Genomic DNA, 26,064 nt, shown 5'->3' with positions numbered 1-26,064 from the left:
CCGGAAGGGGGAGGGGCACCGGGCCGGCGGGCGGGGCAGGGGTCAGGCGGCGACCTGGGCGAGGGCCCTGCGGTAGATGGCGGCCAGGTCCTCCGGGGGCACCGCGCCGGAGGTGTGGATCGACTGCCGGCGCACCTCGTCCAGGCAGGGGCCGAGCAGGTCCTCCCGCGGCTCGATGCCCTGCTGTTCCAGGGACCAGGCGATCAGCGCGCGGCCGGAGTGCTTGCCCAGCACGTAGCGCCGCTCGCCGCCCACGTGCTCGGGCGGGAAGGGCTCGAAGGTGGACGTGTCGCGCAGCATGCCGTTGGCGTGGATGCCCGACTCGTGGGCGAACACGTTGTCCCCGATGACCGGCTGCCACGGCAGCACGGGGTGCTTGGCGGCCCGCGCCACGAGCCGGCTGACCTCCTTCAGCTTCGTCAGGTCGATGCCGAGGTCCCGGTCGTAGAGCTTCTTCAGCGCCACGACGACCTGGGCGAGGTCCGCCATCCCGGCCCGCTCGCCGATGGCGTTGACCGTCACGTGGAAGTAGCGCGCTCCGGCCTTGAGGCCGGCCAGGGTGTTGGCGGTGGCGAGCCCGAAGTCGTTGTGGGCGTGGCACTGGGTGTCGATGGGGGACGCCTCCCCCACCGCGGCCACCCGCTCGCCGTAGGCCTCCGGGCCCAGCAGGCCCACGGTGTCCGACAGGCGCAGCCGGTCGGCGCCCGCCTCGTGGACCACGCCCGCGTACTCCTGGAGGAACGAGATCTCCGTGCGGGCGATGTCCTCGGCGCTGATCGAGACGTACGCGCCGCGGTCCTTGGCCATCTTCACCAGGTCCGTGGCGGTGGCCAGCAGCCAGGTGCGGTCCTTGCGGACACTGGCCCTGAGGTGCCCGGCGGAGGTGGGCAGGCCGATGTGGACGGCCTTGAAGCCCATGTCGATCGAGCGCTCGACGTCCTCCCTGACACCCCGGTGCCAGACGACGAGCCGGGCCTCGTCCTGGCGGTCCACGCAGGACCTGATGAAGTCGAGTTCCTCACCGCCCATGGCGGGGATGCCGATCTCGACGGAGGTGACGCCGGCGGCGACCAGGGCGTCGAGGATCTTCGTCTTCGTCTCCTTCGAGAAGGCGACGCCCGGGGTCTGTTCGCCATCGCGGAGCGTGGTGTCCTCAAGGACCAGATCTTCGCGGATGCTCATGGTCGGCTCCTGAATCCTTCCGGCTGGAACGGGGAATGGAACGATGATCAGCAGCGCCCTCCGGAAGGGTCAATCCCCCTCAATGTCCCCTAAATCGGGGACGTGACGGACCGGGGTCCCGTCGTGGATCCGCGGAATCGCCGGACCCCGCAGCAGAACTGTGCGATCGTCAACTCACGCCGCGCCACGGCTGGTTGTCGCCCTTGTCAGCTCATCGGGCCGCCGTTAGGTTGTGCGGTTCCTGATGTCTTCTAGGGGGCTCCCATGGGTGTACGGGGCCGGCACCGCCGGTACCAGCCGAGCAGCATCAACCGGGCCTCGCTCGTCGTCACCGCAGGTGGCGCCGGGATCGCGCTCCCCCTCATCGGCGCCACGGACGCGCAGGCCGCGTCCGTGGACACCTGGAACAAGGTCGCCGCCTGCGAATCCACCAACAACTGGCAGATCAACACCGGCAACGGCTACTACGGCGGGCTCCAGTTCAGCCAGAGCACCTGGCGCGAATTCGGCGGCACCGCCTACGCCCCGCGCGCCGACCTCGCCACCAAGGCCCAGCAGATCGCGGTCGCCGAGAAGGTCCTCAAGGGGCAGGGCCCCCGGGCCTGGCCCGCGTGCGGCCCCCAGGCCGGGCTCAGCCGCAGCGGGCCGGCCCCCGCCCTCGACACCAAGGCCCCCGCGAAGCCCGCGGCCAAGCCCGCCGTCAAACCCGCCGCCAAGGCTTCGGACAAGCCGTCGCCCGAACCGGCCGCCACGCCCTCGGGCCAGGCGCACAAGGACCTGGTCCGGGCGACCAAGGCCACCACCCCGACCCCCGTCAGCATGCCCCGCCCGACCGGCACCTCCGTCCTGCCGAACCCGTACGTGGTCGCCCCCGGGGACTCCCTCTCGACGATCGCCGGCGAACAGCACGTGGAGGGCGGCTGGCAGGCCCTCTACGAGACGAACCGCGCCACCGTCGGCGGCAACCCCAACCTGATCTTCCCGGGCCAGCGGCTCACCCTCCGGATCACCACCGCCCCGCCCGCCCAGAACCCCGAGAAGCCGCCGCGCACCGCCGAGCCGGTCAAGCCCGTGGAACCGGCCGCTCCCAAGCCGGAGCAGCAGAAGCCCGAGCAGCAGAAGCCGGAGCAGGCGAAGCCCGAGCAGCCCAAGCCCCAGCCGGAGCAGTCCAAGCCGGCCGAGAAGCCGAAGCCCCAGCCCGAGCAGTCCAAGCCCGCCGAGAAGCCCAAGCCCGAGCCGGCCTCCAAGCCCGCGGGCAAGCCCGTCTCAGCGGAGCAGAAGCCCGCCTCGGGCGGCGGCGCCTTCACCGCCCCCGTCGACGCCGGCATCGGCACCGCCTACCGCGTCGCGGGATCCTCCTGGTCCAGCGGCTACCACACGGGCGTCGACTTCCCGGTGCCGACCGGCACCAGCGTCAAGGCCGTCGGACCCGGCACGGTCGAGTCGGCCGGCTGGGCCGGGGCCTACGGCTACCAGGTCGTCATCAAGCACTCCGACGGCCGCTACTCCCAGTACGCCCACCTGTCCGCGCTCGGCGTCAAGGCCGGCCAGCAGGTCTCCGGCGGCCAGCGGATCGGCCGCTCCGGCTCGACCGGCAACTCCAGCGGCCCGCACCTGCACTTCGAGATGCGCTCCGCCCCCGGCTACGGCTCCGACATCGACCCGCTGAAGTACCTCCGGAACAAGGGCGTCGGAATCTGACCCCCGCACGTGCGGCGGCACGGCCGTGAGCAGGACCAGGCCGGCCGCCGCCAGCGCGCCGCTCGCCAGCGCCGCCACCGCCCCGGCGGTCCCGTACCGGAAGCCCTCGTCGAACAGCGAGATCCCGACCGCCGCCGCGACCACCGGGTTGACCACCGTCACCGTGGCCAGCGGCGCGGTCAGGCCCGCGCCCCGGTAGGCCGCCTGCGACAGCAGCAGCCCGCCGGCCGCCAGCACGGCGATCGCCGCCAGGTCCGGCCACAGGCCGCCGAGCCCGCCCGGCGAGAAACCCTCGGCCACCGACTTGGTGAACACCGAACCCATCCCGAAGGCCGTACCGGCCGCCGCGGCCAGCAGCACGCTGCGCAGCACCGCCCGGCGCATCCGCCCCGCAGCCAGGACCAGCACCGCCACCCCGGCCGCCGTCACCGCGAGCAGCAGGCTCCGCTCCCCGCCCGCCAGGGCCTGCCGCCCCGCCCCCTCGCCGCCCGTCAGGGCCAGCAGCCCGGCCAGGCCCGCCGTCGCCAGCAGCGCCCCGCGCCAGGCGGCCGCGCCCGCCCGGCGCCGTACGAACACGGCCGCCATCGGGAGCGCGAAGACGATGGTCAGCGCACCCAGCGGCTGCACCAGGCTCAGCGGCCCGTACGCCAGCGCCACCACGTGCAGCAGCGAGCCCAGGCCGTTCAGCGCCACCGCCGCCCACCAGCCGGCGCGGCGCAGCGGCGCGTAGGGGCGGTCCGGTGAACTCGCCGCCACGTGTTCCTGGACGATCGCGCCGCCCGCGTACGCGACGGCGGAGACCAGGCAGAGCAGAACCGACAGGGCCAGGGCACTCATGAGATCCACCATGCCCCAAAGGGGCCCGCCGTTCATCCGCCCGGAGAACCCTTGATCACGGGCCGAGTCATCCTCCTGGCATACACCACCGGGAGTACGCGCAAGCCGCCCGAGGGGGATGAAGGGCCTTGATCCCCTCCATACCGTGACAGGCCCCTCGCGGTCCGTGAGGCGGACGGGAACGGGTTTGGACCCGGGCGTGTCGGATCCGTACAGTTTCCGTTTTGGGGACTTCCGCAGCAGGCGGACGCGGACGAGCGAACAGGGAACGGCAGCGGCCATGACGGTGACCGAAGACAACCACGCATACGGGCCGGGCATCGACCCCGAGCGCCTCGCCGTCTGCCTCAGCGTGCTCGACGAGCTCGACAAGATCGACGTCGACCACCCCGACGCCATCACCGTACGCCGTGCCACCGCCGGCATCTACCGCACGGTGAAGCAGCGTCGCCGCCAGGAGCGCCGCGCCGCCAAGACCGCCAACGACAAGGCCGTCACCGAGGCGACCGCGACCGGCTCCGCCGAGCGCATCGACGACGAGACCGAGGGCATCCTGCCCACCTCCGTCACCGAGGCCGGCCGGATCGCCGGGATACTCCAGCGCCCCCGCTCCTGCTACGTCTGCAAGACCCGGTACGTCGAGGTCGACTACTTCTACCACCAGCTCTGCCCGGACTGCGCCACCGAGAACCGGTCCAGGCGGGAGGCCCGCGCGGACCTCGCCGGCAAGCGCGCGCTGCTCACCGGCGGCCGGGCCAAGATCGGCATGTACATCGCGCTGCGGCTGCTGCGCGACGGCGCGCACACGACGATCACCACCCGCTTCCCCAAGGACGCCATTCGCCGCTTCAAGGCGATGGAGGACTCGGCCGACTGGATGCACCGCCTGGAGGTCGTCGGCATCGACCTGCGCGACCCGGCCCAGTCCGTGGCCCTCGCCGAGCAGGTGGCCGCCGCCGGCCCCCTCGACATCCTGATCAACAACGCGACGCAGACCGTCCGCCGCCTCCCCACCGCGTACGCCGCCCTCGTCGAGGGCGAGAGCGCCCCGCTGCCGGCCGGCGAGCTCCCCGCCCACCACGTCATCGGCGCCTTCAACTCCGGAGCGGTCGACGGCCTGGCCGCGCTGCCCGTCGGCGTCAGCGGGCTGGAGGCCCAGAAGGTCGCCGACCTCGCCCTCGTCGCGGGCAACGCCAGCCTGGAGCGGCACCTCGCGGGCACCGCCATCGACGCCGGCGGCCTGCTGCCCGACGTCGTCGAGTCCAACACCTGGGTGCAGACCATCGACCAGATCACCCCGGTCGAGCTGCTCGAAACCCAGCTGTGCAACTACACCTCGCCGTTCATCCTGATCAGCGCCCTGCGCCCGTCGATGGCCGAGGCCGCCCGCAAGGCCGCCAGCGGGCGCGCCTACGTCGTCAACGTCTCGGCGATGGAGGGCGTCTTCAGCCGCGGCTACAAGGGCGCCGGCCACCCCAACACCAACGCCGCCAAGGCCGCGATGAACATGGTGACGCGGACCAGCGGCCAGGAGATGTTCCAGACCGACCGCATCCTGATGACCTCGGTCGACACCGGCTGGATCACCGACGAGCGCCCGCACTTCGACAAGCTGCGCCTCGCCGAGGAGGGCTTCCACGCCCCCCTCGACCTGGTCGACGGCGCCGCCCGCGTCTACGACCCGGTCGTCCGCGGCGAGGCCGGCGAGGACCTCTACGGGGTCTTCCTCAAGGACTACGCCCCCGCCAACTGGTAAACGGGCCACGAGGGGCCGGCCGTCTCGCCGAGACGACCGGCCCCTCACTCGTACGGGCGAACCGTCCCCTGGATTCCGTAGGCCCCCGCCGCGACCAGCTCCAGCAGCGGCCGCCAGTCCTCCACCACCCCGGCGTCCAGCCCCGACGTGCCGCCCGACCGCACCGCCTGGCGCAGCGCCTCGGCCGCCGCGTCCCCGGCCGCGGCCGGCCCGTCGGCCCTCGTCAGACGGGCCACCCGGTCGCCCAGGAGGGGGCGGACCGCCTCGGCCGCGTCGCCGCCCCGGTCCGACAGCAGCGGTCCCAGGAAGTGGACCAGCCCGGCCACTTGGAGCTCCTTGTCGAAGGGGTGCGAGCGGCGGAGCAGGGCCGCCGTCTGGAGCCCCCGGCCGCCCCGGTGCGCGTGCAGGAGTTCCATCAGCTCGTCGACACTGTCGATCGTGGGCAACCCCGACATAGCCACAACGGCTCCCTCCGTCGTCCGCGCGCACGCGCCACCGCCGTCGAGCAGATCAGCCCCGGCGGACACGCCGACGTACGACTTCCTGAACTCGGGGCGAAAACAAGCGGTCCAGCGCGGATTTTACCGTTCCATCGAGCGGACCCCCGCTCATATGTGTACCCTAAGGCGCAAGGAGCCCCCACCCGGGCACCCGCTCCACCAAGGCGCCACCGCGTCCGGACGAACCTCTGAATCCCCCTATCCGGCGCGCGGTCCCGCCCGCCGGGTTACGCGACACAAGGGAGTGCGCGGTGACTGAGACCAAGAAGACCGACCCGACTCTGGAGCTCACCGGACGGGGGGCGACCACCCGGTCCGACGAACTCGGCAGCCTTGAGGTCTGGGCCCGCTCCGCCCCCATCCGGCTGGCCGGCTACGAGGACGACCTCGCGGAGCCGCACATCCTGCCCGGCATCGACTGACGGCATCGACTGACGGCACCGGCCGACGGCACCAGGCCCCGGCAGGACCCCCTGGCCCGGGACCCGCAGACCGGATCCGCGCCCCCGCGCCCGACGGCGACGGGGGCGCGGCACGTGCGACGGCCCCCGCCCGCCGGGGTTCCCGCCGGCCCTACGCCCTCAGCGTCATCGCCGTGGGCGATCAAGCCTTCCGCCGATCCGCCGCGCCCGGCAGGGTCGTGCCCATGAGACTCCTGATGCTGGGTGGGACCGAATTCGTCGGGCGCGCGATCACCGAGGACGCCCTGGACCGCGGCTGGGACGTGACCGTCTTCCACCGGGGACACCACGCGCCCCCGCCCGGAACCGCCGCGCTGCACGGCGACCGCACCGCCCCCGGCGGGCTCACCGCCCTCGCCGACGGGAAGTGGGACCTGGTCGTCGACACCTGGGGCGGCGCCCCCACGGCCGTCCGCGACACCGCCCGGCTGCTCGCCGCCCGGGCCGGCCGGTACGCGTACGTCTCCAGCCGCTCGGTGTACGCCTACCCCGCCCCCGCCGGCCTCACCGAGGACGGCCCGGTGGTCGACGGCTCGCCCGACGCCGGCGCGACCGCCTACGCCGCCGACAAGCGGGGCAGCGAGCTCGCCGCCCTCGACGCCTTCGGCGACCGCGCCCTGATCGTGCGCTGCGGGCTGGTACTCGGCCCGTACGAGAACGTCGGCCGGCTGCCCTGGTGGCTGAACCGCGCCGCCCGGGGCGGCCCCATGATCGCCCCCGGCCGCCGGGACCTGCCGCTCCAGTACATCGACGTGCGCGACCTCGCGCACTGGACCCTGGACGCCGCCGCGACCGGCCTCGGCGGGCCCTACGACCTGGTCTCCCCGTCCGGTCACGCCACCATGGGCAGCCTCCTGGACGCCTGCGCCGCCGCCACCGGCGCCGCGCCCGAGCTGCGCTGGACCGACGAGGCCGTCATCCGTGAGGCCGGCGTCGAACCCTGGACGGAACTGCCGATCTGGCTCCCGGAGGGCGAGCTTCACGACTACATGTTCGGCAGCGACGTCACCAAGGCCCTCGCCGCGGGCCTGGTCTGCCGGCCGGTCGAGGAGACCGTCGCCGACACCTGGGCCTGGATCCGCTCGATCGGCGGCGCGGCCCCGATGCGCCCCGACGTCCAGGAGAAGGGGATCTCCGCGGAACGGGAGGCGGCCCTACTCGGGCTCTGAGGCGGCGGCCTCCGCGAGACGGGTCGGCGGCAGGTACTCGCGCAGCAGCCGGCGGTGCCACCAGGCACCCGTATCGCGCAGCTCCCGCCAGGTGGTGAACCGGTAGCGGTACAGCCTGGCCCGCACGAAACGCGGCGGGGCGTCCGGGAAGGGGTTGTGGCGGAGCAGCCGCAGCGTGTCCCGGTCGCCCGCCAGCAGCCGCTCCACGAACGGCCCGAACCAGTCACGGGCGTAGCCGGGGGAGAGCGCCGCGAACCACATAAGCCAGTCGAGCCTCAGGTGGTAGGGGGCGAACTGGCGCGGGACCCGGCGGAGTTCCCCCGGCTTTCCCTTGAAGCCGTACTCACGCCAGTCCCCGTCCTCGCGGGGGACGGGGTCGGCGGTGCCCTCGACGACCACCTCGTCGCGGATCCGGCCGACCGTGCCGAAGGCCCCGTACGTGTTGACCAGGTGCAGGGAGTCGAAGGAGCGGTTCATCACCTGGCGGTGCGAGACGAGGTTCGCCACCGGGTGCCGGCTCAGCGCCAGCACCAGCACGGTCACCGCGCACACCAGGACCGCGTACCAGACGGGCGCCCCGTGCGAGGCGGCGGCCGGCGGCGGGCCGGCGATCCCCGTGAAGTCCACCGCCGAGAGGGCGAGGGTGATCGTCAGCCAGTTCAGCCAGGCGAAGTTCCCGGACAGCACCAGCCACAGCTGGGTGGCCACCATGATCCCCGCCGCGTACGAGGCCACCGGCTGCGGGGTGAAAAGCAGGACCGGGACCACCAGTTGGGTGACGTGGTTCGCCGCGCACTCCACCCGGTGCAGCGGCTTCGGCAGACGGTGGAAGAACCAGCTCAGCGGGTTCGGCATCGGCTGCGTCTCGTGGTGGTAGTAGAGGCAGGTCAGCCCCCGCCAGCAGGCGTCGCCCCGCATCTTGATCAGCCCGGCGCCGAACTCCACCCGGAAGAGCACCCACCGCAGCAGCCACAGCACCAGCACGGGCGGCCCGACCCGGGCGTTGCCGAGGAAGACGGCGAGGAAGCCGACCTCCAGCAGCAGGGACTCCCAGCCGAAGGAGTACCAGGTCTGGCCCACGTTGACGATGGAGAGGTACAGCAGCCACAGGACCGCCCACATCCCCATGGCGGCGGCCAGCGGCACCAGGTCCCCCACACCCGCCGCCAGCGCCGCGGCCACCGCCGCCCCAGCCCACGCGCAGCATGCGAACAGCCGGTCGGAGTAGCGGAGTTGGAACAGGCTCGGGGCGTGCCGGAAGGGCACGTACCGCACGTAGCGCGGGACGGGCAGCATGCCGTGCGCCCCGATCAGTGCCCGGAACTGCAGGGCGGCCCCGACGAAGGCGAAGACGTAGACACCGGCCAGGGCCCGCTGGAAGACCAGCCGCCCCAGCCAGTAGCCGGGCGCGGTGAACCACTCCATCTCCTCCAGTATCCGGCGGCGCTCCGGTTGCGGCACCCCGGGACATGCGGCAGACAAGAGGGAGCAACCGGGGCGAAAAGGGAGAGCAGCGTGAACGACCTGAACGACGTGCCCGCACCGACATCCCGTCAGGCAGCGCGCCGTCAGGCACCGCGCCGTCACGTTCCCGCCCGCACGGCCCTCTTGGCGGCCCTCGGTCTGATCGCCGCCGGCTGCGGCGGCTCCGGCCCCGAACAGACCAAGGGCCCGGTCCCCGAAAGCCAGGCCCTGACCCTCCAGCCCGTCGGCGCCGCCGGACCCGACCCCTTCACCCCCTCCTCCGCCACCGCCGAGTCGGCCCCCGTCCAGCCCCCGCTGCCCAACGCGAGCGGCCGCGGCATCCGCACGGTCGGCGCCGCCACCCCGGGCCTGTACGGCGGCACCAACCGGCTCGGCAGCTGCGACGTGGAACGCCAGGTCGCCTTCCTCACCTCGGACGCCGCCAAGGCCCGCTCCTTCGCCCAGGCCGCCGGGATCGAACAGGAGAAGGTCCCCGACTTCCTGCGCGCCCTCACGCCCGTGGTGCTGCGGGCCGACACCCGCGTCACCAACCACGGGTTCCGGGACGGCCGGGCCGAGGGCTACCAGGCGGTGCTCCAGGCGGGCACGGCCGTGCTCGTCGACGACCACGGCATGCCCCGGGTGCGCTGCGGCTGCGGAAACCCCCTGGCCGCCCCGCGCTCCGCCAAGGGGAGCCCGGTCCTCAAGGGCGACCAGTGGAACGGCTACCAGCCGACGCAGGTCATCGTCGTCGAGCCGACCATCCAGGTGATCAAGCGGCTGGTCATCGTGAACCTCGCCGACAACACCTGGATCGAGCGCAAGGCGGGCGACGACGGCGCCCAGGACAAGCCCCCCAGGACCGTTCCCCCCTACGACCCGGCCGACGGCATCCCCGACGCCCCCGCGACCCCGACCGACGACCCCTGCGCCGGTGCGGAGGCGGACGGCCGGGTGCGGACCGCCCCGGCCCCCACCCCGCCGCCGGCCGGCCCCCCGGCCCCGCCGGCCGGCCCCCGGCCGCGGGCCCCGGCGCGGCCGCGCCCGACGCCTTCGCGGCGGAGCCCCCGGCCTCGGACCTGGTCCCGCCGCCGGGCCTGGACCTGGGGGAGCCGCCCGCGTCGGACCTGGTCCCGCCGCCGGGCCTGGACGCGGGGGAGCCGCCCGCGTCGGACCTGGTCCCGCCGCCCGGCCTGGACCCGGCGGCGCCCCCGGCCGCCCCGTCCGCCCCCGCCGCCCCGGGTGCCGCCGGCCCGCCGGCCGCGGACCCCGTCGGCCCGGGTGCGGCCACCCCCTCGCCGGCCCCCAGCCCCTGCCCCTCCTCCGCCGCCGCCGTCCCGCGCGCCCCCGCCGCCCCGCAGGACGTCCCCGGTGGCGGCCTGCCCCCGTCCGACGGCCCCGCCGCCACCCCGCCCGACGCGAACGGCGACCTCCCGCGCGACCTGCCCGGCACCGTCCCGCCCGACCAGGGCCTGACCCACACCCCGGACGACGGACCGGGCACCGGCAACGACCCCGGCTCGACCCCGGACCCGCTCGACCCCGCCGCCCCGGACGGCTTCCCGGACGGTCTCCCCGACGGACAGCAGGGCACCGACCAGCCCCCGTACCTGGAGAGCGCCTGACGCCGCGCTGTGTCATGGTGGACCGGTGCCGAGCACCGTATCGCTGCCGGAGGACTGGCCCGCACACGCGGACCGTTCCCTGTCACTGAACCGGATGGGCAGTTTCGACTGGGACCTGGTCACCGGGCTCATGCACATGGACACGGCGGCCCTCGACGTCTTCGACACGACCCCGGACGAGTACGACGGACGGCCGGGATCGCTCTCCCCGCGCGTCCCGCCCGCCGAGTCCGCCCGGCTGGACGCCCTCGTCTCCAGCGCCCTCAAGAGCGGCGTCGACACCTACGGCGCGTACTTCCGCATCCGCTGCCGCGACGGCGCCCTGCGCTGGACCCACACCCAGGGCCGCGTCATGCGCGACCCGGCCGGCCGCCCGTACCGGATCATCGGCATCGTCCGCGACGCCACCGAGGAGCTCAGCCACTCCGCCGAACGCCTCGGCCTCGACGAGGAGCGGCAGCGCCGGACCAGCGTGGTCGAGAGCACCACCGCCGCCCTCGCGCACGCCCGGACCGTACGCGACGTCATCGACGTCATCGGCGACGCCCACGGACTGGAGCGGCTCGGCTCCATGGGCATGGTGATGGGACTCGTCGAGGCCGGCCGGATCCACCTGGTGGCCGAGGGCCCCGCCGACAGCTTCGTCCCCGGCACCCGCTACACCCGCATCGACGAGCAGTACCCCATGAGCGAGGTCGTCCGCTCCCTCCAGCCCCGCTTCCTCGACTCGGCCGAGGAGTTCGCCGAGGGCTATCCGGACCTCTGGTCGAAGATCTCGTACATGCGGATATCGGCCGCCGCCTACCTGCCGCTGATCGCGCAGGCCCGGCCGATCGGCGCGATCGGACTGCTCTACCAGGACAAGGACGGCTTCACCCAGGACGAGCGGAACCTGCTCGTCGCCCTGGGCAGCAGCATCGCCCAGAGCCTCCAGCGCGCCATGCTGCTGGAACAGGAGCACGACCTCGCCGAGGGCCTCCAGCAGGCCATGCTGCCCCGCCGGATCCCCGCCGTCCCCGGGGCCCAGATCGCCGTGCGCTACCGGTCCGCCCGGATGGGCCAGGACATCGGCGGCGACTGGTACGACGTCATCCCGCTGCCCGGCGGCCGGGTCGGCGCCGTCATCGGCGACGTGCAGGGCCACGACACCCACGCGGCGGCCGTCATGGGCCAGTTGCGCATCGTGCTGCGCGCCTACGCCGCCGAGGGGCACTCCCCGGGCACGGTCATGGCCAGGGCCTCGGTGTTCCTGTACGAACTGGACACCGACCGCTTCGCGACCTGCACCTACGTGGAGGCGGACCTCTCCACCGGCGTCCTCCAGCTGGTGCGCGCCGGCCACATCGACCCGCTCCTGCGCACCCGCGACGGGGAGTGCCGCAGGCTGCCGGTGGAGGGCGGGATGCCGCTGGGCCTGTCGGCGGAGTTCGGGCGGCTGGAGTACCCCGTGACCACCGTGGAACTCGACCCGGGCGAAACGCTCCTGCTGTGCACCGACGGGCTGGTCGAACAGCCCGGCGCCGACCTCGACGACGGCGTCACCCTGCTGACCTCCCTGGTCAAGGCCGGCCCCGCCGACCTCCAGCGGCTCGCCGACCGGCTGTGCGAGGTCGTCGACGACCGGGGCGGCGACGACGACATGGCCCTGCTCCTGCTGCGCCGCCAGGGCGAGGACACCCGGCCCGGCGGCGGCCGGCTCCAGCAGCACGTGGCCCCCGGGGACCCCGAGGCGCTCGTCGCCGCCCGGCACATGATCGGGGCGGCGGTGCGCTCGTGGGGCGCGCGGGAGCGGGCCGACGAGATCGAACTGGTCGCGGACGAGCTGATCGTGAACGCCCTGATGCACACCGACGGCCCGGCCATCGTGACCCTGCGCGTCCTGACCGGCCCGGAACGCCGGCTCCGGGTGGAGGTGGAGGACCGCTCCAGCGCCCTCCCGCGCCGCCGCGAGGCGGGGGAGGCGGGGGTGTCGGGGCGGGGCCTGATGCTGGTGGACCGGCTGGCGGACGTCTGGGGCGTGGAGTCCCGGGGCAGCGGCAAGTGCGTGTGGTGCGAGTTCGTGATGGGCTGAGCCCCTGGCCTCCCGGCACCCGGGCTCCCGGCACCCCGGGCTGCGCCGTGCCGTCCGAGGCGGTTCCGGTCGCGGGCCGGCCACCCCGCCCCAGGGCGTCCCGGTCGCGCGCCGCGGGCAGAGGCGCCAGGCTGGGAGGGTGCCCGAGCTGCCGGAGGTCGAGGCCCTCAGGGAGTTCCTCGACGAGCACCTCGCCGGGCGGGTGGTCGAACGCGTCCTCCCGCTCGCCGTCAGCGTGCTCAAGACGTACGACCCTCCCCCCACCGCCCTCGAAGGGCAGCCCGCCGGACCCGTGGCCCGGTACGGCAAGTTCCTCGCGCTGCGCGTCGGCGGGCTCCACCTCGTCACCCACCTGGCCCGCGCGGGCTGGCTCCGCTGGCGCGAGGAGTTCCCCGCGCAGCCGCCCCGCCCCGGCAAGGGGCCGCTCGCGCTGCGCCTCGTCCTGGAGGGCGGAGGCGGCTTCGACCTCACCGAGGCGGGCACGCAGAAGCGCCTCGCCGCGTACGTCGTCCGCGACCCCCTGGAGGTCCCCGGCATCGCCCGGCTCGGCCCCGACCCGCTCGACGGGGGCTTCGACCGGGAGGCCTTCGCCGAGCTGCTGGCCGGGGAGCGCCGGCAGATCAAGGGCGTGCTCCGCGACCAGAGCGTGATCGCCGGGATCGGCAACGCGTACAGCGACGAGATCCTGCACGCCGCGAAGGTCTCGCCGTTCAAACTGGCCGCCTCGTTCGACGAGGAGCAGGTCACCCACCTCTACGGGGCCGTACGGGACACCCTGCGGGCGGCCGTGGAGCGGGCCCACGGGCTGGCGGCCCAGGACCTGAAGGCCGAGAAGAAGAGCGGGCTGCGGGTCCACGGCCGGGACGGCGAGCCCTGCCCGGTGTGCGGGGACACCGTCCGCTCGGTGTCCTTCGCCGACTCCTCGCTCCAGTACTGCCCCACCTGCCAGACCGGCGGCAAGCCGCTCGCCGATCGCAGGCTCTCCCGCCTCCTCAAGTAGCGGGTCCTCTGCGTAGACTCCGGCACCATGGCCGAGCAGCAGCCGCCGCCCCGGCGGGAGACCGTCACCGGCGTCCCGCGCGGCGCCCGCCGCCGTCCGCCCGCGCACACGCCGGCCCGCTCGGAGATCTCCGAGCAGACCAGCCTCGGCGCCACCTACGTACGGGCCCTGATGCGCAGCCAGCTGCGCGCCGGGCTGGGCGCGCTGACGGTGCTGGCCCTCGTCCTCGGGCTGCTGCCGCTGGGCTACCTGCTGCCCCGGGCGGCCGCGGGCCCGCTGGTCTGGGTCGGGCTGGGGCTGGCGGCGTACCCGGTGATGTGGCTGATCGCCCGCTGGTACGTGGGCCGGGCCGAGCGCAACGAGGCCGACTTCACGGGCCTGGTGACGGACCCGGCCGAGTCGGCGTAGGCCGTCGTGGGGATCCGCAGGAAGCGGGGATCCGCCGGAAGCGGGATCCGCTAGAACAGGTGCATCGCGAGGTGCCCCAGCGGCAGGCCGAGCTGCCAGGCCGGGGTCCATACGCGGGCGTTCTCGTCCAGGGGCGCCGGGGTGTCGGCGTCGCCGGGGCGGCCCGGGTCGAGGTTGGTGGCGAAGAGCTCCGTGTGGTCCAGCCAGCGCCACGCCGCCCGGGCCAGTTCGAGGTCCGGGTCCTCGGCGCCGCCGCGCTCGCGGGCCTCCTCGCCCAGCGCGAGGAAGCGGGTGTGGACCCAGTCGCGCCAGGGGTGCCCGTACGCCGTCAGGGAGAGCCACTCGTCCAGCTGCGAGACCACCCGGATCCCGGACAGTTCGCCGGCCGCGTCCGAGAGGTAGATCGTCAGCGCGAGCGTGTCGCGCCCGGCCCGGAACTCCAGCGTGCTCACCGGGATCAGCCGGCCCGTGCGCAGCAGCTCGTCGGCGATGTACTCCGCGTAGAGCCACGCCATGGGGACCGCCAGTCCGCCGTCACTGGTGCCGTTCATACCCTCGGGCTGCACCGTGCCACCCTCTCCCGCGTGTGAGCCTGCCGCCGTCATGCCCGAAGCCTTCACCGGACGGCTCGCGGAACGGGGGATGTTTACTCAACTTGCACGGACTGGTGCCGATATCGGTGTGCTCCGTGTCCGGATCGTGCGCATCGGCGGCGTTCCTTGAGTGTTTCTCCACCGGGCCGGGAGCGGGCGTGGGGCGGGGCCCCGGTCAGGCGCCGAGCCCGTACCCCTGGAGCCCCTTCCGCAGGGCGCGCAGGGCGTAGTACGTGCGGGACTTGACCGTTCCGGCGGGGATGCCGAGCTCCGCCGCGGCCTCGGCCACCGAGCGGTCCTGGAAGTAGACCTGCATCAGGACGGCCCGGTGCTCCGGCCCCAGGCTCCCCACGGCCCGCCGGACGTCGATCGCGGTGACCGAGCCGGCCACCGCGTCCTCGGGGGCCGGCGCCTGCTCCAGACCGTCGGGGTCGACCTCCTGCGGCCGCGACAGCCGCGCCCGGCGGGCGTCGATCGCCAGCCGCCGCGCCACCGTGAACAGCCACGGCCGCATGGACTCGTGCCCGGTCACCAGCACCTCCGGGTGCTGCCAGACGCGTACGAGGGTCTCCTGGACGAGGTCCTCCGCGCGCTGGGCGTCCCCGTGGGTGAGGCCGAGCAGGAATCCGAACAGGGCCCGCCCGTGCTCGCGCTGGAGTTCGGCGAGCGCCTCGGGTTCCGTGCGCTGGAGGGTGGGGGAGGGCGACACGAGTGGCTCCTTCCGGGTCCGGGTCCGAGGTCCTAGGGCCTGTCGTCAAACTCCCGTCTGCCCCGCGACGCCTGGCACGCGCTCTCGCCGCACCGGGCGAAAGCCAAGTACGTCCAGTACGCGGGCTTCCGCCCGGCGCACCGAGAGCACGCACCAGACGCCGCGGGGCCGCCCTTCGGGCGACGACGGGAGTTTGACGACAGGCCCTAGGGCGGTGGGCGTCGCACTCACCCTCACCTGCACGGAGCCGCCCGGGAACCGTCCGGCGGGGGTGTTGCGCCCAAGGCCCCGGGTCGTCCGGTGGGCGGCCGCGCCCGGCGACGAACGGTCGAACGGCGCGGCGAACGGCCATCGGCCGACGGGGTGGGGCGCGGCCGGAGCACGGCGCCGGTCCTTGACTTGAGAGCCCTTCTCCTATGGATTTCGGTTGATCCGACAGTCCTATGAACGGGAGCTGGGACAGATGACCAAGCGCACCCGGCGGGCCCTCGCCCTGCTGACCGCCCTGCTGCTCCCGGCGTCGGCGGCCGGATGCTCCGCCACCGGGGACCGGGCGCCCGCCCGCCTCGGCTCCAGCGCCGCCGGGGCCCCCGCCGGCACGGCCCCCGCCACCCCCTCCGCCGCCCGGGGCTTCACCCTGGTCGCCAGCGGGGACGTACTCCCGCACACCTCGGTCATCAAGCGCGCGGCGGCCGACGCGGGCGGCGACGGGTACGACTTCCGGCCGATGTTCTCCGGGGTGAAACCGGTGGTCGCGGCGGCCGACCTCGCCCTGTGCCACATGGAGACCATCTACGGCGAGGACGACGGCCCCTTCAGCGGCTACCCGGCCTTCGTCTCCCCGCCCTCGGTCGCCGACGCCCTCAAGGACGCCGGGTACGACGGCTGCTCCACCGCCTCCAACCACACCCTGGACGACGGGGCCGAGGGACTGAAACGCACCCTCGACCGCTTCGACAAGGTCGGCCTCGGCCACGCCGGCTCCGCCCGCACCGCCGCGGAGGCGGCGCGGACCACCCTCTACACGGCGGGCTCCGCGAAGGTCGCGCACCTCGCGTACACCTACGGCACCAACGGCTACCCCATGCCCGACGGACAGCCCTGGGCGGTCAACCCGATGCGCCAGGACAAGATCCTCGCGGACGCCCGCGCCGCCCGGAAGGCCGGTGCGGACGTGGTGCTGGTCAGCATCCACTGGGGCACCGAATGGCAGACGGAACCGGACGAGACGCAGCTCTCGCTGGGGAAGGCGCTGACCGCCTCGCAGACCGGCGGACGCCCGGACGTCGACATGATCCTCGGCACGCACGCGCACGTCCCGCAGGCCTACGAGAAGGTCAACGGGACCTGGATCGTCTACGGGATGGGCGACCAGGTCGCGGGAGAGATGTTCAACCACTCCGGCGCCCGCGACATGCGCGGCAACTACGGCTCCATCGCCCGCTTCACCTTCGCCCCGCCCGCCGCCCCCGGGCAGCGCTGGCGGGTGACCGGGGCCGAGTTCGTCCCGCAGATGATGGACCTGTCGGCCGGCCGGGTCGTCAACCTGCCCGCCGCCCTCGCCGAGGACCCCGGCGACGAGGCGTACGAGAGCGCCGACGAGGCCGTCACCGAGGCCGTCCTCAGCCGCGGCGCCGCCAAGGACGGCCTGAAGCGCGCCCGGTAGCCGACGGGGTGCGCCACCGGGCGTCGCGGGCCCGGTCCGGCCCGGGGGACACGGCCTACGGGACCACCGTGACCGGCCAGCGGCCCGCCTTGACCAGGCGGACCGCGACCGAGCCCACGATCCGGTGCCCGGCTTGCTCGGAGGCGCCGACCACCACCGCGTCCGCCCGCAGCTCCTCCGACGCGCCCACCAGCCCCGCGTAGGGGTCGCCGCGGAAGGTGTGGAACTGCCAGCGCACCTCGAAGATGCCCTTGAGGCGCTCGGCCGAGGCGCGGATCTCGGCCACCAGCCCCTCGGCGATCTCCCCGGTCGTGTCCGCCACCGGCGCGCCCAGCGAGACCCCGCCCGCCGGCACCGGCTGGACGTACACCAGGGCCAGCAGCGCGTTCTGCCGCCGGGCCAGCCCCGCCGCGTAGGCCGCCGCCCGGAGCGAGGACTCCGAGCCGTCGACCCCGGCGAGGATCACCTTCGGCCCGTCGGTCCCGCGCTCGAACCCCGCGTTCACGTGCTCCGTCACCCTGCCCAACCTATCCGGTTCGCCGCGCGGACCGCCGCCGCCCTCCCTACAGTGCCAAGCATGAGCGCCACGCTGGAGGAGACCCGGGGGACCCGCAACCGCTTCCTGCACCGGGTCCCGGACGCCTTCGGGGCGTTCTTCGGGACCCTGGGCCTGGTGTGCGCGCTGCTGGCGCTCTCCCCGACGCTGCGCAGGCTCCTGCGCCCCGTGGTGCGCTTCCTCGACGACTTCGTGGTGCCGGTCAGCGAGAACCTCGCGTACGCCGTCTTCCTCTTCCTCCTCGCCGCCGCCCTCGGCACCCGCAAGAAGATCGCCTGGTGGATCGTCGTCACCTATCTGGCCCTGCTGATCCTGGTCGACCTGCTGATCATCGCCGACGGGGACTTCTGGGTCGGAGGCCCCTCCATGGTCCTCGCGGTGGCCGCCCTCGGCGTCCTGGTCGCCGCCCGCAAGGAGTTCTACGCGGCCTCGCGCCCCGGCGCCGTCTGGCGGGCCATGCTGGTGCTCGGCCTCGGCCTGCTCGGCGCGGTGTTCCTCGGCTGGGCGCTCGTCGCGCTCTTCCCCGGGACCCTGCCCAAGGGGCAGTGGCTGGACTGGGCCGCCAAGCAGGTCTTCGGCGGGCTCTTCTCCGCCCGGCAGTTCGACGGCCGCCCACCCCGCCCGCTCTACTTCCTGCTCGGCCTCTTCGGCGCCCTCGCCCTGCTGAACGCGGCCTCGACCCTGTTCCGCTCGCAGCGGCTGACCGCCGCCCTGCACGGGGACGAGGAACCCCGGATCCGGGCGCTGCTCGGCGCCTACGGACGGGCCGACTCCCTCGGCTACTTCGCCACCCGGCGCGACAAGGCCGTCGTCTTCGCCCCGAACGGCAAGGCCGCCGTCACCTACCGCGTCGAGGCCGGGGTCTGCCTGGCCAGCGGCGACCCGGTGGGCGACCCCGGCGCCTGGACCCCCGCCATCGACGCCTGGCTCGCCGTCGCCCGCCGCTACGGCTGGCAGCCGGCCGTGATGGGCGCCTCCGAGGACGGGGCGACCGCGTACGCCCGCTCGGGCCTGAGCGCCCTCCAGCTCGGCGACGAGGCCATCCTGCACGTCGCCCACTTCGACCTCGACGGCCGCGACATGCGGGTCACCCGGCAGGCCGTCAACCGGGTCAGGCGGACCGGCGCCACCACCGTCATCCGCCGCCACTCGGCCCTCACCGAGGAGGAGATGCGGACCATCGTCGACCGGGCCGACCGCTGGCGCGACACCGAGACCGAACGCGGCTTCTCCATGGCCCTGGACCGGCTCGGCGACCCCGAGGACGGGGACTGCCTGCTGGTCGAGGCCTTCGACGCGGGCGGCGAGCTGATCGCCCTGCTGTCCTTCGTCCCCTGGGGCAAGGACGGCATCTCCCTCGACCTGATGCGCCGCGACCGCTCCGCCCCCAACGGGGTCATGGAGTTCATGGTGGCCCAGCTGTGCGCGGCCGCCCCCGGGCTCGGCGTGCGCCGGATCTCCCTCAACTTCGCCGTGTTCCGCTCCGCCTTCGAGGAGGGCGGCCGGATCGGCGCCGGCCCGGTGCTCAAGCTGTGGCGCCGGCTGCTGCTGTTCTTCTCCCGCTGGTGGCAGCTGGAGGCCCTGTACCGCTCCAACGTCAAGTACGGCCCCGAGTGGTACCCCCGCTTCCTCTGCTACCAGGACGCCGGCTCGCTCGCCCGGGTCAGCCTCGCCTCCGGCATCGCCGAGGGCTTCGTCTCGGTCCCCAGCATGCGCAAGCTCTGGGGCAACGGCCACGCCAAGGGCCTCACCGCCCCCGCCAACACCGCCGGGCTGCCCTCCATCGACTCCCTGGGCCTGGACCTCGTCGGCGAGGACGGCGACCGGGCCCCCGCCGAACGGATGCCCGAACAGGTCCGGGTCCGGCACGCCAAGCTGGAGCGGATCCGAGCCGCCGGCACGGACCCCTACCCCGTCGGGATCCCGCAGCGCACCCACACCGCCGCCGCCCTCGCGGCCGCCCACCCCGGCCGGACCCCCGGCGCCCGCACCGGCGAACGGGTCACCCTCGCCGGACGGGTGATGGTCGTGCGCGACCTCGGGGGCGTGGTCTTCGCCGTGCTGCGCGACTGGACGGGCGACGCCCAGCTGATGTTCACCCGCGACGAGTCCGGCCCCGACGTTCTGGACGCCTTCACCTCCCAGGTCGACTTCGGCGACCACGTGGTGGCCACTGGCGAGGTCGGCGCCAGCCGCAGCGGGGAGCCGTCCGTCGTGGTCGGCTCCTGGCAGCTCACCGGCAAGTGCCTGCGCCCCCTCCCCGACAAGCGCAAGGGCCTGGCCGACCCGGAAGCCCGGGTCCGGCGCCGCTACCTCGACCTCGTCGCCAGCCCCGACGCGCGGGACGTCGTACGCGCCCGCTCCAGCGCCGTGCAGGCCCTGCGGCAGGGGCTGCTGGACCGCGGCTACCTGGAGGTCGAGACCCCGATGCTCCAGCAGATCCACGGCGGGGCCAACGCCCGCCCCTTCCGCACCCACATCAACGCCTACGACCTCGACCTCTACCTGCGCATCGCCCCCGAGCTCTACCTCAAGCGGCTGTGCGTCGGCGGCATGGAGAAGGTCTTCGAGATGGGCCGCACCTTCCGCAACGAGGGCGTCTCCTACAAGCACAACCCCGAGTTCACCATGCTGGAGGCCTACCAGGCCTTCGCCGACTACGACGTGATGCTCGACCTCACCCGGGAGCTGATCCAGGGCGCCGCCACCGCCGCCTTCGGCTCGCCGGTCGCGCACAAGGCGGGCCCCGACGGCAAGCTCGTCGTCCACGACATCTCCGGGCCCTGGCCGGTCAAGACGATGTACGGGGCCATCAGCGAGGCCCTCGGAGAGGAGGTCGACGCCGACACCGAGGAGCACGTGCTGCGCGTGCTGTGCGACCGGGCGGGCGTACCGCACGGCCCCGACGACACCCGCGGGGACGTGGTCCTGGAGATGTACGAGCGCCTGGTGGAGGAGCGGACGAAGCTCCCCACCTTCTACAAGGACTTCCCGACCGACGTCTCCCCGCTCACCCGGCAGCACCGCAAGGACCCCCGGCTGGCCGAACGCTGGGACCTGGTGGCCTTCGGCACCGAACTGGGCACCGCCTACTCGGAGCTGACCGACCCCGTCGAGCAGCGCCGCCGGCTGACCGCCCAGTCGCTGCTGGCGGCGGGCGGCGACGCCGAGGCGATGGAACTCGACAACGACTTCCTCGACGCCCTGGAGTACGCGATGCCGCCCACCGGCGGACTCGGCATCGGCGTCGACCGGCTGGTCATGTTCCTCACGGGCCTGACGATCCGCGAGACGCTGCCGTTCCCCCTGGTGCGACAGGGCTGACCCGGCCGACCAGCGGGGTGGCTGGTCCGAGGGGGTGACGGGGACGGGGCGCGTCCGCGCCTCTCGACATCTCCGGCGATGTCGTTGATACGTAGTAATAATGAAAAATGACGAGCCGACAGTGGGACGACGCGTGCTCCTGCGTACCGCCGTCTTCCTCGGAATCGCCGCCGCCTCCGGACTGCTCAGCGCGGGCGAGGACGGCGCCGGGGGCGGGGCCACGGCCGGTGCCCCCGCGCCCGGCACCCCCGCGCCCGCCCCCGGAGCCCCCGGACTGCGGCCCGAAGGCCCCCCGGACAAGTCCTACCGGCTGCGGCCCATGACCGCCGAGGCCCCCGCCCGGCCCCCCGCCGCCAAGCCCGCCGTCCGCACCCGGCCCATCCTGGAACTGCCGGCCGGACCGGACACCCGCAACGCCATGGTGCTCACCTTCGACGACGGCCCCGACCCCCGCTACACCCCCGCCATCCTCGACACCCTCGCCCGGTACGGGGTCCGGGCGATGTTCTTCGTCTGCGGGGAGATGGCCACCGAGAACCGCGACCTGCTGCGCCGGATGGCCGCCGAGGGCCACGTCATCGGCAACCACACCTGGACGCACCCGCTGATCCCCAGCCTGTCGCGGTCCGCCCTGGAGTCCGAGATCGGACGCACCAGCGAGGTCGTGCACCAGGCGGTCGGGCAGGCCCCGCTGTGGTTCCGGGCGCCCTACGGGGCGTGGAACCGGGCCGCCTTCGAGATCGGCGCCGACCTGAACATGGAGCCCTTCGCCTGGACCGTGGACACCCTCGACTGGAAGGAGCCGGGGACCGCCACGATCATCTCCCGGGTGCTGTCGGGCGCCGGGCCGGGCGTGGTCGTGCTGAACCACGACGCCGGCGGCAACCGCTCGCAGACCGTCCGGGCGCTGGAGGCGTACCTGCCGCAGCTGCTCGGGCGCGGCTACCGGATGACGCTGCCGACCCGCTGAGGCCGTCGGCCCGGCCCGCTCCCTCCGGGGGAGCGGGCTGTCTGGTGAAACGTTCCGTCAGCGGGCCGCCACCATCCGGGCGAAGACGACCACGTTGCCGTCGTAGCCCTTGGCCTTGGAGTAGCTGCCGCCGCAGGTGATCACGCGCAGCTCCGGGTGGCCGGTGTCCCCGTACACCCGCGAGCCGGGGAAGGCGTTCTTCGAGAACACCTCCACGCCGTACACCTCGAAGACCGCGGTCCGACCGTCGTAGCGCTCGACCTCGATGCGGCTGCCCGGCCTGAGCGAGCCGAGGCCGTAGAAGACCGCCGGGCCCTGTGCGTTGTCCACGTGGCCCACGATCACCGCGGAGCCCTGCTGGCCCGGCGAGATGCCGTTGAGGTACCAGCCCGCGAGGTTGCGGTCCTGCGGCGGCGGGGCGTCGATCCAGCCCTGCGCGTCCAGCCCGACCGTCATCACGGGCGCGTCCACGTTGATCGTCGGGATCCGGATGCGCTGCACCGACGAGTGCTCCAGCACCTCCATGTCCGCGGGCGGCGTGGGCGCCTGGGCCGGCAGGTGCTCCGCGCGCGCGACGGCCGCCGCGGCGGCCGGCTGCGGCGGCCCTTCCCCGGCGGTCGCCCCGTTCCTCATCATGGCGAGGCCGCTGAGCATGACCAGCGCGAGCGCCCCCCAGGGGGAGCGTCTCCTCGGCCGCTGCTCGTACTCGTCCTCGGTCATGGCTCTCCCTTCCCGACGCGGGGGTCCCGACCCGCGTTCCAGTCCCTCCCCGGTACGCCCTTCTTCACGCACGCTAAGGGTGCACGCCCGGGACGGCGATCGGGGAGCGGCGAACGGGTGGCCGCGTCCGGTTGGGGTGCGCCCATCCAGGTATTCGTCACATAAATGCCTGACGGCTCATGACCTGCGGATCCGTCAGATGATCAGTCCGCGCTTCGGCGTGTCGCTCAACCGGGCGGACCAAAGGCGGAAATGCGCTGGTTGCGCCGCGCCCCGAGGGTTCGTGATGGGAGGCGTTCTCGTCGATCTGCCCGGGCCACCGCTCCGGGGCGCTTCCCGCTGGAGGTTCCACCATGCGTGTTCTGCGCGCTCTCACCGCGACCGCGGCCGCCTGCGCCGCGATCGGTCTCAGTGCCCCGTTCGCCGCCGCGAACTCGCCGCAGGGCGGCGGCAACGGGCCCAGCAACGTCACCGTCAACCCGTACTCCGTGCACCAGGGCTCCTCGATGCAGGTCAGCGCCGCGGGCTGCGGCCACGGCGGCACGGTCTGGTCGAACGGCAACTTTCCGCAGACCAACCTGTCGGCCGGCTCCATCGGCTTCGCGACCGTCCGGATCTTCAACCACGCCTCGCCGGGCCACCACACGCTGTCCGTCAAGTGCCACGACAACAGCCTGGTCGCCACGCACCGGTTCACGATCCTGCCGGGCAACGGAGCACAGGGCGGCCTCGGCGGCTCCTTCGGCCCGTCCACCGCCGAGACGGCCATCGGCGCGGGCCTCGTCGGCGCCGCGGCGCTCGGCGCGGGAGCGCACGTGATCCGCCGCCGCCGTCCGGTCGGCTCCCGGGGCTGACGCGCCCGCGAGCCGCGGCCACGGTCCGCCCCGGGTCCTGGACCCGGGGCCACCGGCCGGTGGCGGCCGACGGCGTCCGGGGCAGGGGCGGGCAGGGGCGGGGTGGCGTGCCGGGTCAGTGGCCGCGTGCCGGGCGGCGCCGGCGCAGGGCGCACACGGTCCCGCCCGCGGCGGTGACGAAGAGCGCGGCGCCCAGCCCGAGTTCCACGGGGTCCATCCCGGCCACGCTGCCGCCGAGGCCGCCGCGCACGCCGAGGGCGGCCGGGGTGCTGCGCGAGGCGGAGGCCGCCGGGGCCGAGGGGCGCGCGGTGGGCGTGATCCGGGCGGCCGGGGCGGTGCGCACCGCGGTGGGGAAGGCGGTGGGAGCGGTGGTGAGGACCGTGGCGGGGGCGGTGGCTCGCGGCCGGGCGCCGGTGGTGGTCTCCGCGGAGGGGGTGCGGCGGACGCCGGCGGTGGAGCTGGTGGTGGGCGTCGACGTACCGCCGGCGATGGTGAGGTCGGCCGAGCCGTTCTCCCCGTTGCAGGTGAAGGTGACGGAGTACAGGGCCCCGCGCCGGGCGTCGCGGTCGACCGTGACCCGGACGGTCTGGCCGCGCGCGATGCTGACCGTGTCGAAGACGCCGGAGGATGCGGTGGCGTACGCGGCGTCGCAGTCGCTGACCGAGAGGATCACCTGGCCGCCGGGGGCCACCGTGGAGGGGATGACGGCGAAGGCGAACGAGGTCACGGGCGCGGCCTCGGGCGCCGGGGCGGCGGGCGCGCCGCCGGGTGTCATGGCGGTGGGCGCGCAGGAGGCGCCGAGCGCGAGGATGGCGCCGGCGCTCAGGAGGGCGGTGACGGAGCCGCGTATCGCGCCCATGGTGGGTCCTCCGGATCCCCGAGGCGCAGTCGCACGGAGTTTCCGCACGTGGGGGGTCGTGCACCTCGATGTCCGCCACGCTAGGCGCGGGTCCGGTGACCCGCGATCAGGAGCGGGCGAATGGGGCACGTCCGTGGGCCGAACCGGCGACGGGGGCCCGCTCCCGGTTTCCCGGGAGCGGGCGTGCGTTCACTTTTCGAGGCCCAGGTGCGGGAACTGGGCGAGGAACGGCTCCGCGGTGGCGGAGATGCCGCGCCCGAAGGGCGAGTCGAAGTCCCAGATCAGGAAGAGCAGGAACGCGATCAGCGCGCTGAACAGGCCGGCCAGCAGCATCTCGCGGAAGGAACGGCGGATCTGCAGGGTGAAGATCAGGCCCACCGTGACCAGGGCTCCGGCGATCAGCCCGAACCACACCACGCCGGGCATGGTGGCCCCGGCGCTCTGGCCGCGCGAGTTGCGGGCGTCGTCCACGAGGGCGACCTGGTCGACCAGCGGCTGGTAGGCCTGCCCCTCGTGGTCGGTCTGCGGCTCGTAGTCGGTGACGTCGCGGCGGATCTTCTCCAGCAGCTCCCCGCTGCGTTCGGTGACCGAGCCGCCTTCCGCCATCTTCTGCCACTCCGTGTCGACCACGTACGTCACGTACGCGTCGACGTCGGAGCGGATCTTGCGGCGCACCTCGGGCGGGTAGACCTCGGAGCGGACGCTGATCTCGTGGAGGGCCTGCGCCTCCTGGCGCACGTACTCCTGGGCGGCCCCGCGGCCCTCCCAGACGCCCGCGATCGCCAGGCCCAGGACGATCGCGTAGATCACCCCGATCATCATCGTCATGTACTCGATGACGTCCGGGGTCTCGTTCGGATCGTCGTCCTCGCCGATCCTGCGGTGGTTGAAGAAGGCGATGGACAGCACCACGGCACAGGCCGCGGCCATCGCGAGGGACAGGACGAGCCATTCCGACAAGATGACTCCCAATCGATGAGCGGTGGGTCCGGCCTAGCGCGGGCGCAGCGCGACGATCGCGAGCACGGCGGGGGCGGCGGTCATGAGCGTGAAGGTGACCGGTGAGATGTGGTGCTCCACCGGTTTGCGCGCGGGGGTGTGGTAGCTGGGACGGGCCACGGGCTTGGGTTTGGGAGCCGGGGCCGGGGCCGGCGCGGGTGCGGGCGGCGGCTCGGGGGCCGGTGGCGGCGGGGCGGGTGCCTTGTACACCCGCGGGGGCGGCGGCGGGGGCGGCGGTGGCGGCTCGGGAGCCGGTGCGGGCGGTGGCGGCGGGGCCGGGGCCGGCCGGGGCGGCTCGGGGGCCGGCTTCGGCGGCGGGGGAGGGGTCGGCTTGGGCGGCGGCGGCTTCGGCGGTGGAGGGGGTGGCGGCGGGGGCGGCGGCTTCGGGGTGGGCTTGGGCGGGCACGGCGGGGGAGGGGGCGGGCAGTCGTGCGCGTGGCCCTTGCCGCGGTGTCCGCAGACGTGCCCGTTGCCGTGGCCGCCGTGATGTCCGCCACCCCGGCCGGCCCCGCTGCCGCCGCTGCCGGCATACGCGTACAGCTCGACGACGGTTCCGCCGTCGGCGGCGCCGATCGTCGCGTAGGCGCAGCTATCGGCCACGGCCGGCGTGGCGGAAAGCGATGCCCACAGCAGGACCGGG

22 protein-coding genes and 1 pseudogene are annotated in these 26,064 nt (G+C 74.1%); 12 read left to right on the top strand and 11 right to left on the bottom strand.

The window, feature by feature from the left end; translation table 11 throughout:
* Positions 1–42: 42 nt before the first annotated feature.
* On the bottom strand, positions 43–1,182 hold the full coding sequence (locus tag OG553_RS03310) for a hypothetical protein (protein WP_405977503.1): 1,140 nt from the start codon (positions 1,180–1,182) through the stop codon (positions 43–45).
* A 264-nt stretch (positions 1,183–1,446) separates the two neighbouring features.
* Here OG553_RS03310 and OG553_RS03305 point away from each other — a divergent pair, with 264 nt between their 5' ends.
* Complete coding sequence (locus tag OG553_RS03305) at positions 1,447–2,883, top strand: transglycosylase family protein (RefSeq protein ID WP_405977502.1); 1,437 nt, start codon at positions 1,447–1,449, stop codon at positions 2,881–2,883.
* 111 nt (positions 2,884–2,994) lie between these two features.
* Here the strand turns inward: OG553_RS03305 and OG553_RS03300 are convergent.
* Positions 2,995–3,720, bottom strand: a pseudogene (locus OG553_RS03300) (DMT family transporter); the annotation flags it as partial.
* 280 nt (positions 3,721–4,000) lie between these two features.
* On the opposite strand from OG553_RS03300, the gene OG553_RS03295 reads away from it, so the two are divergent.
* Positions 4,001–5,476, top strand: a complete 1,476-nt coding sequence (locus OG553_RS03295) for an SDR family NAD(P)-dependent oxidoreductase (RefSeq protein WP_405977501.1) — start codon at positions 4,001–4,003, stop codon at positions 5,474–5,476.
* Between the two features lie 44 nt (positions 5,477–5,520).
* Here OG553_RS03295 and OG553_RS03290 read toward each other — a convergent pair whose 3' ends face one another.
* Positions 5,521–5,931: a hypothetical protein gene (locus tag OG553_RS03290; protein WP_405977500.1), complete on the bottom strand. Its 411-nt coding sequence runs from the start codon at positions 5,929–5,931 to the stop codon at positions 5,521–5,523.
* A gap of 296 nt (positions 5,932–6,227) precedes the next feature.
* Here OG553_RS03290 and OG553_RS03285 point away from each other — a divergent pair, with 296 nt between their 5' ends.
* Together OG553_RS03285 and OG553_RS03280 are read left to right on the top strand one after the other, a co-directional pair.
* On the top strand, positions 6,228–6,398 hold the full coding sequence (locus OG553_RS03285; protein WP_405977499.1) for a hypothetical protein: 171 nt from the start codon (positions 6,228–6,230) through the stop codon (positions 6,396–6,398).
* Positions 6,399–6,622: 224 nt separating this feature from the next.
* Positions 6,623–7,606, top strand: a complete 984-nt coding sequence (locus OG553_RS03280) for an NAD-dependent epimerase/dehydratase family protein (protein ID WP_405977498.1) — start codon at positions 6,623–6,625, stop codon at positions 7,604–7,606.
* On the opposite strand, the gene OG553_RS03275 is transcribed toward OG553_RS03280, so the two are convergent.
* On the bottom strand, positions 7,592–9,031 hold the full coding sequence (locus OG553_RS03275; protein WP_405977497.1) for a lipase maturation factor family protein: 1,440 nt from the start codon (positions 9,029–9,031) through the stop codon (positions 7,592–7,594). The two genes, OG553_RS03280 and OG553_RS03275, sit on opposite strands and share 15 nt — an antisense overlap.
* Before the next feature lie 90 nt (positions 9,032–9,121).
* Between OG553_RS03275 and OG553_RS03270 the strand changes: the two genes are divergently transcribed.
* The 4 genes from OG553_RS03270 to OG553_RS03255 all read left to right on the top strand — a co-directional run bounded on the left by OG553_RS03270 (position 9,122) and on the right by OG553_RS03255 (position 14,174).
* The gene (locus OG553_RS03270; protein ID WP_405977496.1) at positions 9,122–10,546 is read left to right on the top strand and encodes a DUF6777 domain-containing protein; all 1,425 of its coding nucleotides are present in this window, start codon (positions 9,122–9,124) and stop codon (positions 10,544–10,546) included.
* 156 nt (positions 10,547–10,702) lie between these two features.
* Positions 10,703–12,766 carry a SpoIIE family protein phosphatase gene (locus OG553_RS03265; protein WP_405982937.1) on the top strand — a complete coding sequence of 688 codons (2,064 nt, stop codon included), beginning with the start codon at positions 10,703–10,705 and terminating at the stop codon, positions 12,764–12,766.
* Positions 12,767–12,905: 139 nt separating this feature from the next.
* The gene (locus OG553_RS03260; RefSeq protein WP_405977495.1) at positions 12,906–13,766 is read left to right on the top strand and encodes an Fpg/Nei family DNA glycosylase; all 861 of its coding nucleotides are present in this window, start codon (positions 12,906–12,908) and stop codon (positions 13,764–13,766) included.
* A 27-nt stretch (positions 13,767–13,793) separates the two neighbouring features.
* Positions 13,794–14,174, top strand: a complete 381-nt coding sequence (locus OG553_RS03255) for a hypothetical protein (protein ID WP_405977494.1) — start codon at positions 13,794–13,796, stop codon at positions 14,172–14,174.
* 50 nt (positions 14,175–14,224) lie between these two features.
* Here the strand turns inward: OG553_RS03255 and OG553_RS03250 are convergent, their stop codons facing one another.
* Together OG553_RS03250 and OG553_RS03245 are read right to left on the bottom strand one after the other, a co-directional pair.
* Positions 14,225–14,725 (bottom strand): hypothetical protein, encoded by a 501-nt coding sequence (locus tag OG553_RS03250; RefSeq protein ID WP_405977493.1) that lies wholly within the window; start codon positions 14,723–14,725, stop codon positions 14,225–14,227.
* A 217-nt stretch (positions 14,726–14,942) separates the two neighbouring features.
* Positions 14,943–15,476, bottom strand: a complete 534-nt coding sequence (locus tag OG553_RS03245; protein ID WP_405977492.1) for a sigma-70 family RNA polymerase sigma factor — start codon at positions 15,474–15,476, stop codon at positions 14,943–14,945.
* 463 nt (positions 15,477–15,939) lie between these two features.
* Here OG553_RS03245 and OG553_RS03240 point away from each other — a divergent pair, with 463 nt between their 5' ends.
* Positions 15,940–17,142 carry a CapA family protein gene (locus tag OG553_RS03240; protein WP_405977491.1) on the top strand — a complete coding sequence of 401 codons (1,203 nt, stop codon included), beginning with the start codon at positions 15,940–15,942 and terminating at the stop codon, positions 17,140–17,142.
* A 55-nt stretch (positions 17,143–17,197) separates the two neighbouring features.
* Here the strand turns inward: OG553_RS03240 and OG553_RS03235 are convergent, their stop codons facing one another.
* Positions 17,198–17,659, bottom strand: a complete 462-nt coding sequence (locus OG553_RS03235; RefSeq protein WP_405977490.1) for a universal stress protein — start codon at positions 17,657–17,659, stop codon at positions 17,198–17,200.
* Positions 17,660–17,719: 60 nt separating this feature from the next.
* On the opposite strand from OG553_RS03235, the gene lysX reads away from it, so the two are divergent.
* Both lysX and OG553_RS03225 read left to right on the top strand, forming a co-directional pair.
* Complete coding sequence (lysX, locus tag OG553_RS03230; RefSeq protein ID WP_405977489.1) at positions 17,720–21,022, top strand: bifunctional lysylphosphatidylglycerol synthetase/lysine--tRNA ligase LysX; 3,303 nt, start codon at positions 17,720–17,722, stop codon at positions 21,020–21,022.
* A gap of 100 nt (positions 21,023–21,122) precedes the next feature.
* Positions 21,123–21,992: a polysaccharide deacetylase family protein gene (locus tag OG553_RS03225; RefSeq protein WP_405977488.1), complete on the top strand. Its 870-nt coding sequence runs from the start codon at positions 21,123–21,125 to the stop codon at positions 21,990–21,992.
* Between the two features lie 57 nt (positions 21,993–22,049).
* Here OG553_RS03225 and OG553_RS03220 read toward each other — a convergent pair whose 3' ends face one another.
* A complete protein-coding gene (locus OG553_RS03220; protein WP_405977487.1) occupies positions 22,050–22,712 on the bottom strand; it encodes a class F sortase in 663 nt (220 codons plus the stop codon).
* A 353-nt stretch (positions 22,713–23,065) separates the two neighbouring features.
* On the opposite strand from OG553_RS03220, the gene OG553_RS03215 reads away from it, so the two are divergent.
* Positions 23,066–23,566, top strand: coding sequence for a hypothetical protein (locus OG553_RS03215; protein WP_405977486.1), 501 nt, complete (start codon positions 23,066–23,068; stop codon positions 23,564–23,566).
* 115 nt (positions 23,567–23,681) lie between these two features.
* Here the strand turns inward: OG553_RS03215 and OG553_RS03210 are convergent, their stop codons facing one another.
* From OG553_RS03210 to OG553_RS03200, 3 genes are all read right to left on the bottom strand, one after another.
* Complete coding sequence (locus tag OG553_RS03210) at positions 23,682–24,425, bottom strand: hypothetical protein (RefSeq protein ID WP_405977485.1); 744 nt, start codon at positions 24,423–24,425, stop codon at positions 23,682–23,684.
* Between the two features lie 189 nt (positions 24,426–24,614).
* On the bottom strand, positions 24,615–25,385 hold the full coding sequence (locus tag OG553_RS03205) for a hypothetical protein (protein WP_405977484.1): 771 nt from the start codon (positions 25,383–25,385) through the stop codon (positions 24,615–24,617).
* A gap of 33 nt (positions 25,386–25,418) precedes the next feature.
* Positions 25,419–25,544: a hypothetical protein gene (locus OG553_RS03200; protein WP_405977483.1), complete on the bottom strand. Its 126-nt coding sequence runs from the start codon at positions 25,542–25,544 to the stop codon at positions 25,419–25,421.
* Positions 25,545–26,064: the final 520 nt, after the last annotated feature.

The sequence above is a fragment of the Streptomyces sp. NBC_00158 genome (genome assembly GCF_045160885.1).
Classification (GTDB): domain Bacteria; phylum Actinomycetota; class Actinomycetes; order Streptomycetales; family Streptomycetaceae; genus Streptomyces.
This window is presented reverse-complemented; position numbering and strand designations above follow the sequence as displayed.

Bases quoted from the DNA above. Each gene is read 5' to 3' on its own strand.
- OG553_RS03255 (WP_405977494.1), top strand. From the start codon at position 13,794: ATGGCCGAGCAGCAGCCGCCGCCCCGGCGGGAGACCGTCACCGGCGTC.
- OG553_RS03240 (WP_405977491.1), top strand. From the start codon at position 15,940: ATGACCAAGCGCACCCGGCGGGCCCTCGCCCTGCTGACCGCCCTGCTG.
- OG553_RS03280 (WP_405977498.1), top strand. From the start codon at position 6,623: ATGAGACTCCTGATGCTGGGTGGGACCGAATTCGTCGGGCGCGCGATC.
- OG553_RS03225 (WP_405977488.1), top strand. From the start codon at position 21,123: ATGAAAAATGACGAGCCGACAGTGGGACGACGCGTGCTCCTGCGTACC.
- OG553_RS03210 (WP_405977485.1), bottom strand. From the start codon at position 24,425: ATGGGCGCGATACGCGGCTCCGTCACCGCCCTCCTGAGCGCCGGCGCC.
- OG553_RS03295 (WP_405977501.1), top strand. From the start codon at position 4,001: ATGACGGTGACCGAAGACAACCACGCATACGGGCCGGGCATCGACCCC.
- lysX (WP_405977489.1), top strand. From the start codon at position 17,720: ATGAGCGCCACGCTGGAGGAGACCCGGGGGACCCGCAACCGCTTCCTG.
- OG553_RS03220 (WP_405977487.1), bottom strand. From the start codon at position 22,712: ATGACCGAGGACGAGTACGAGCAGCGGCCGAGGAGACGCTCCCCCTGG.
- OG553_RS03275 (WP_405977497.1), bottom strand. From the start codon at position 9,031: ATGGAGTGGTTCACCGCGCCCGGCTACTGGCTGGGGCGGCTGGTCTTC.
- OG553_RS03310 (WP_405977503.1), bottom strand. From the start codon at position 1,182: ATGAGCATCCGCGAAGATCTGGTCCTTGAGGACACCACGCTCCGCGAT.
- OG553_RS03290 (WP_405977500.1), bottom strand. From the start codon at position 5,931: ATGTCGGGGTTGCCCACGATCGACAGTGTCGACGAGCTGATGGAACTC.
- OG553_RS03305 (WP_405977502.1), top strand. From the start codon at position 1,447: ATGGGTGTACGGGGCCGGCACCGCCGGTACCAGCCGAGCAGCATCAAC.
- OG553_RS03250 (WP_405977493.1), bottom strand. From the start codon at position 14,725: ATGAACGGCACCAGTGACGGCGGACTGGCGGTCCCCATGGCGTGGCTC.
- OG553_RS03215 (WP_405977486.1), top strand. From the start codon at position 23,066: ATGCGTGTTCTGCGCGCTCTCACCGCGACCGCGGCCGCCTGCGCCGCG.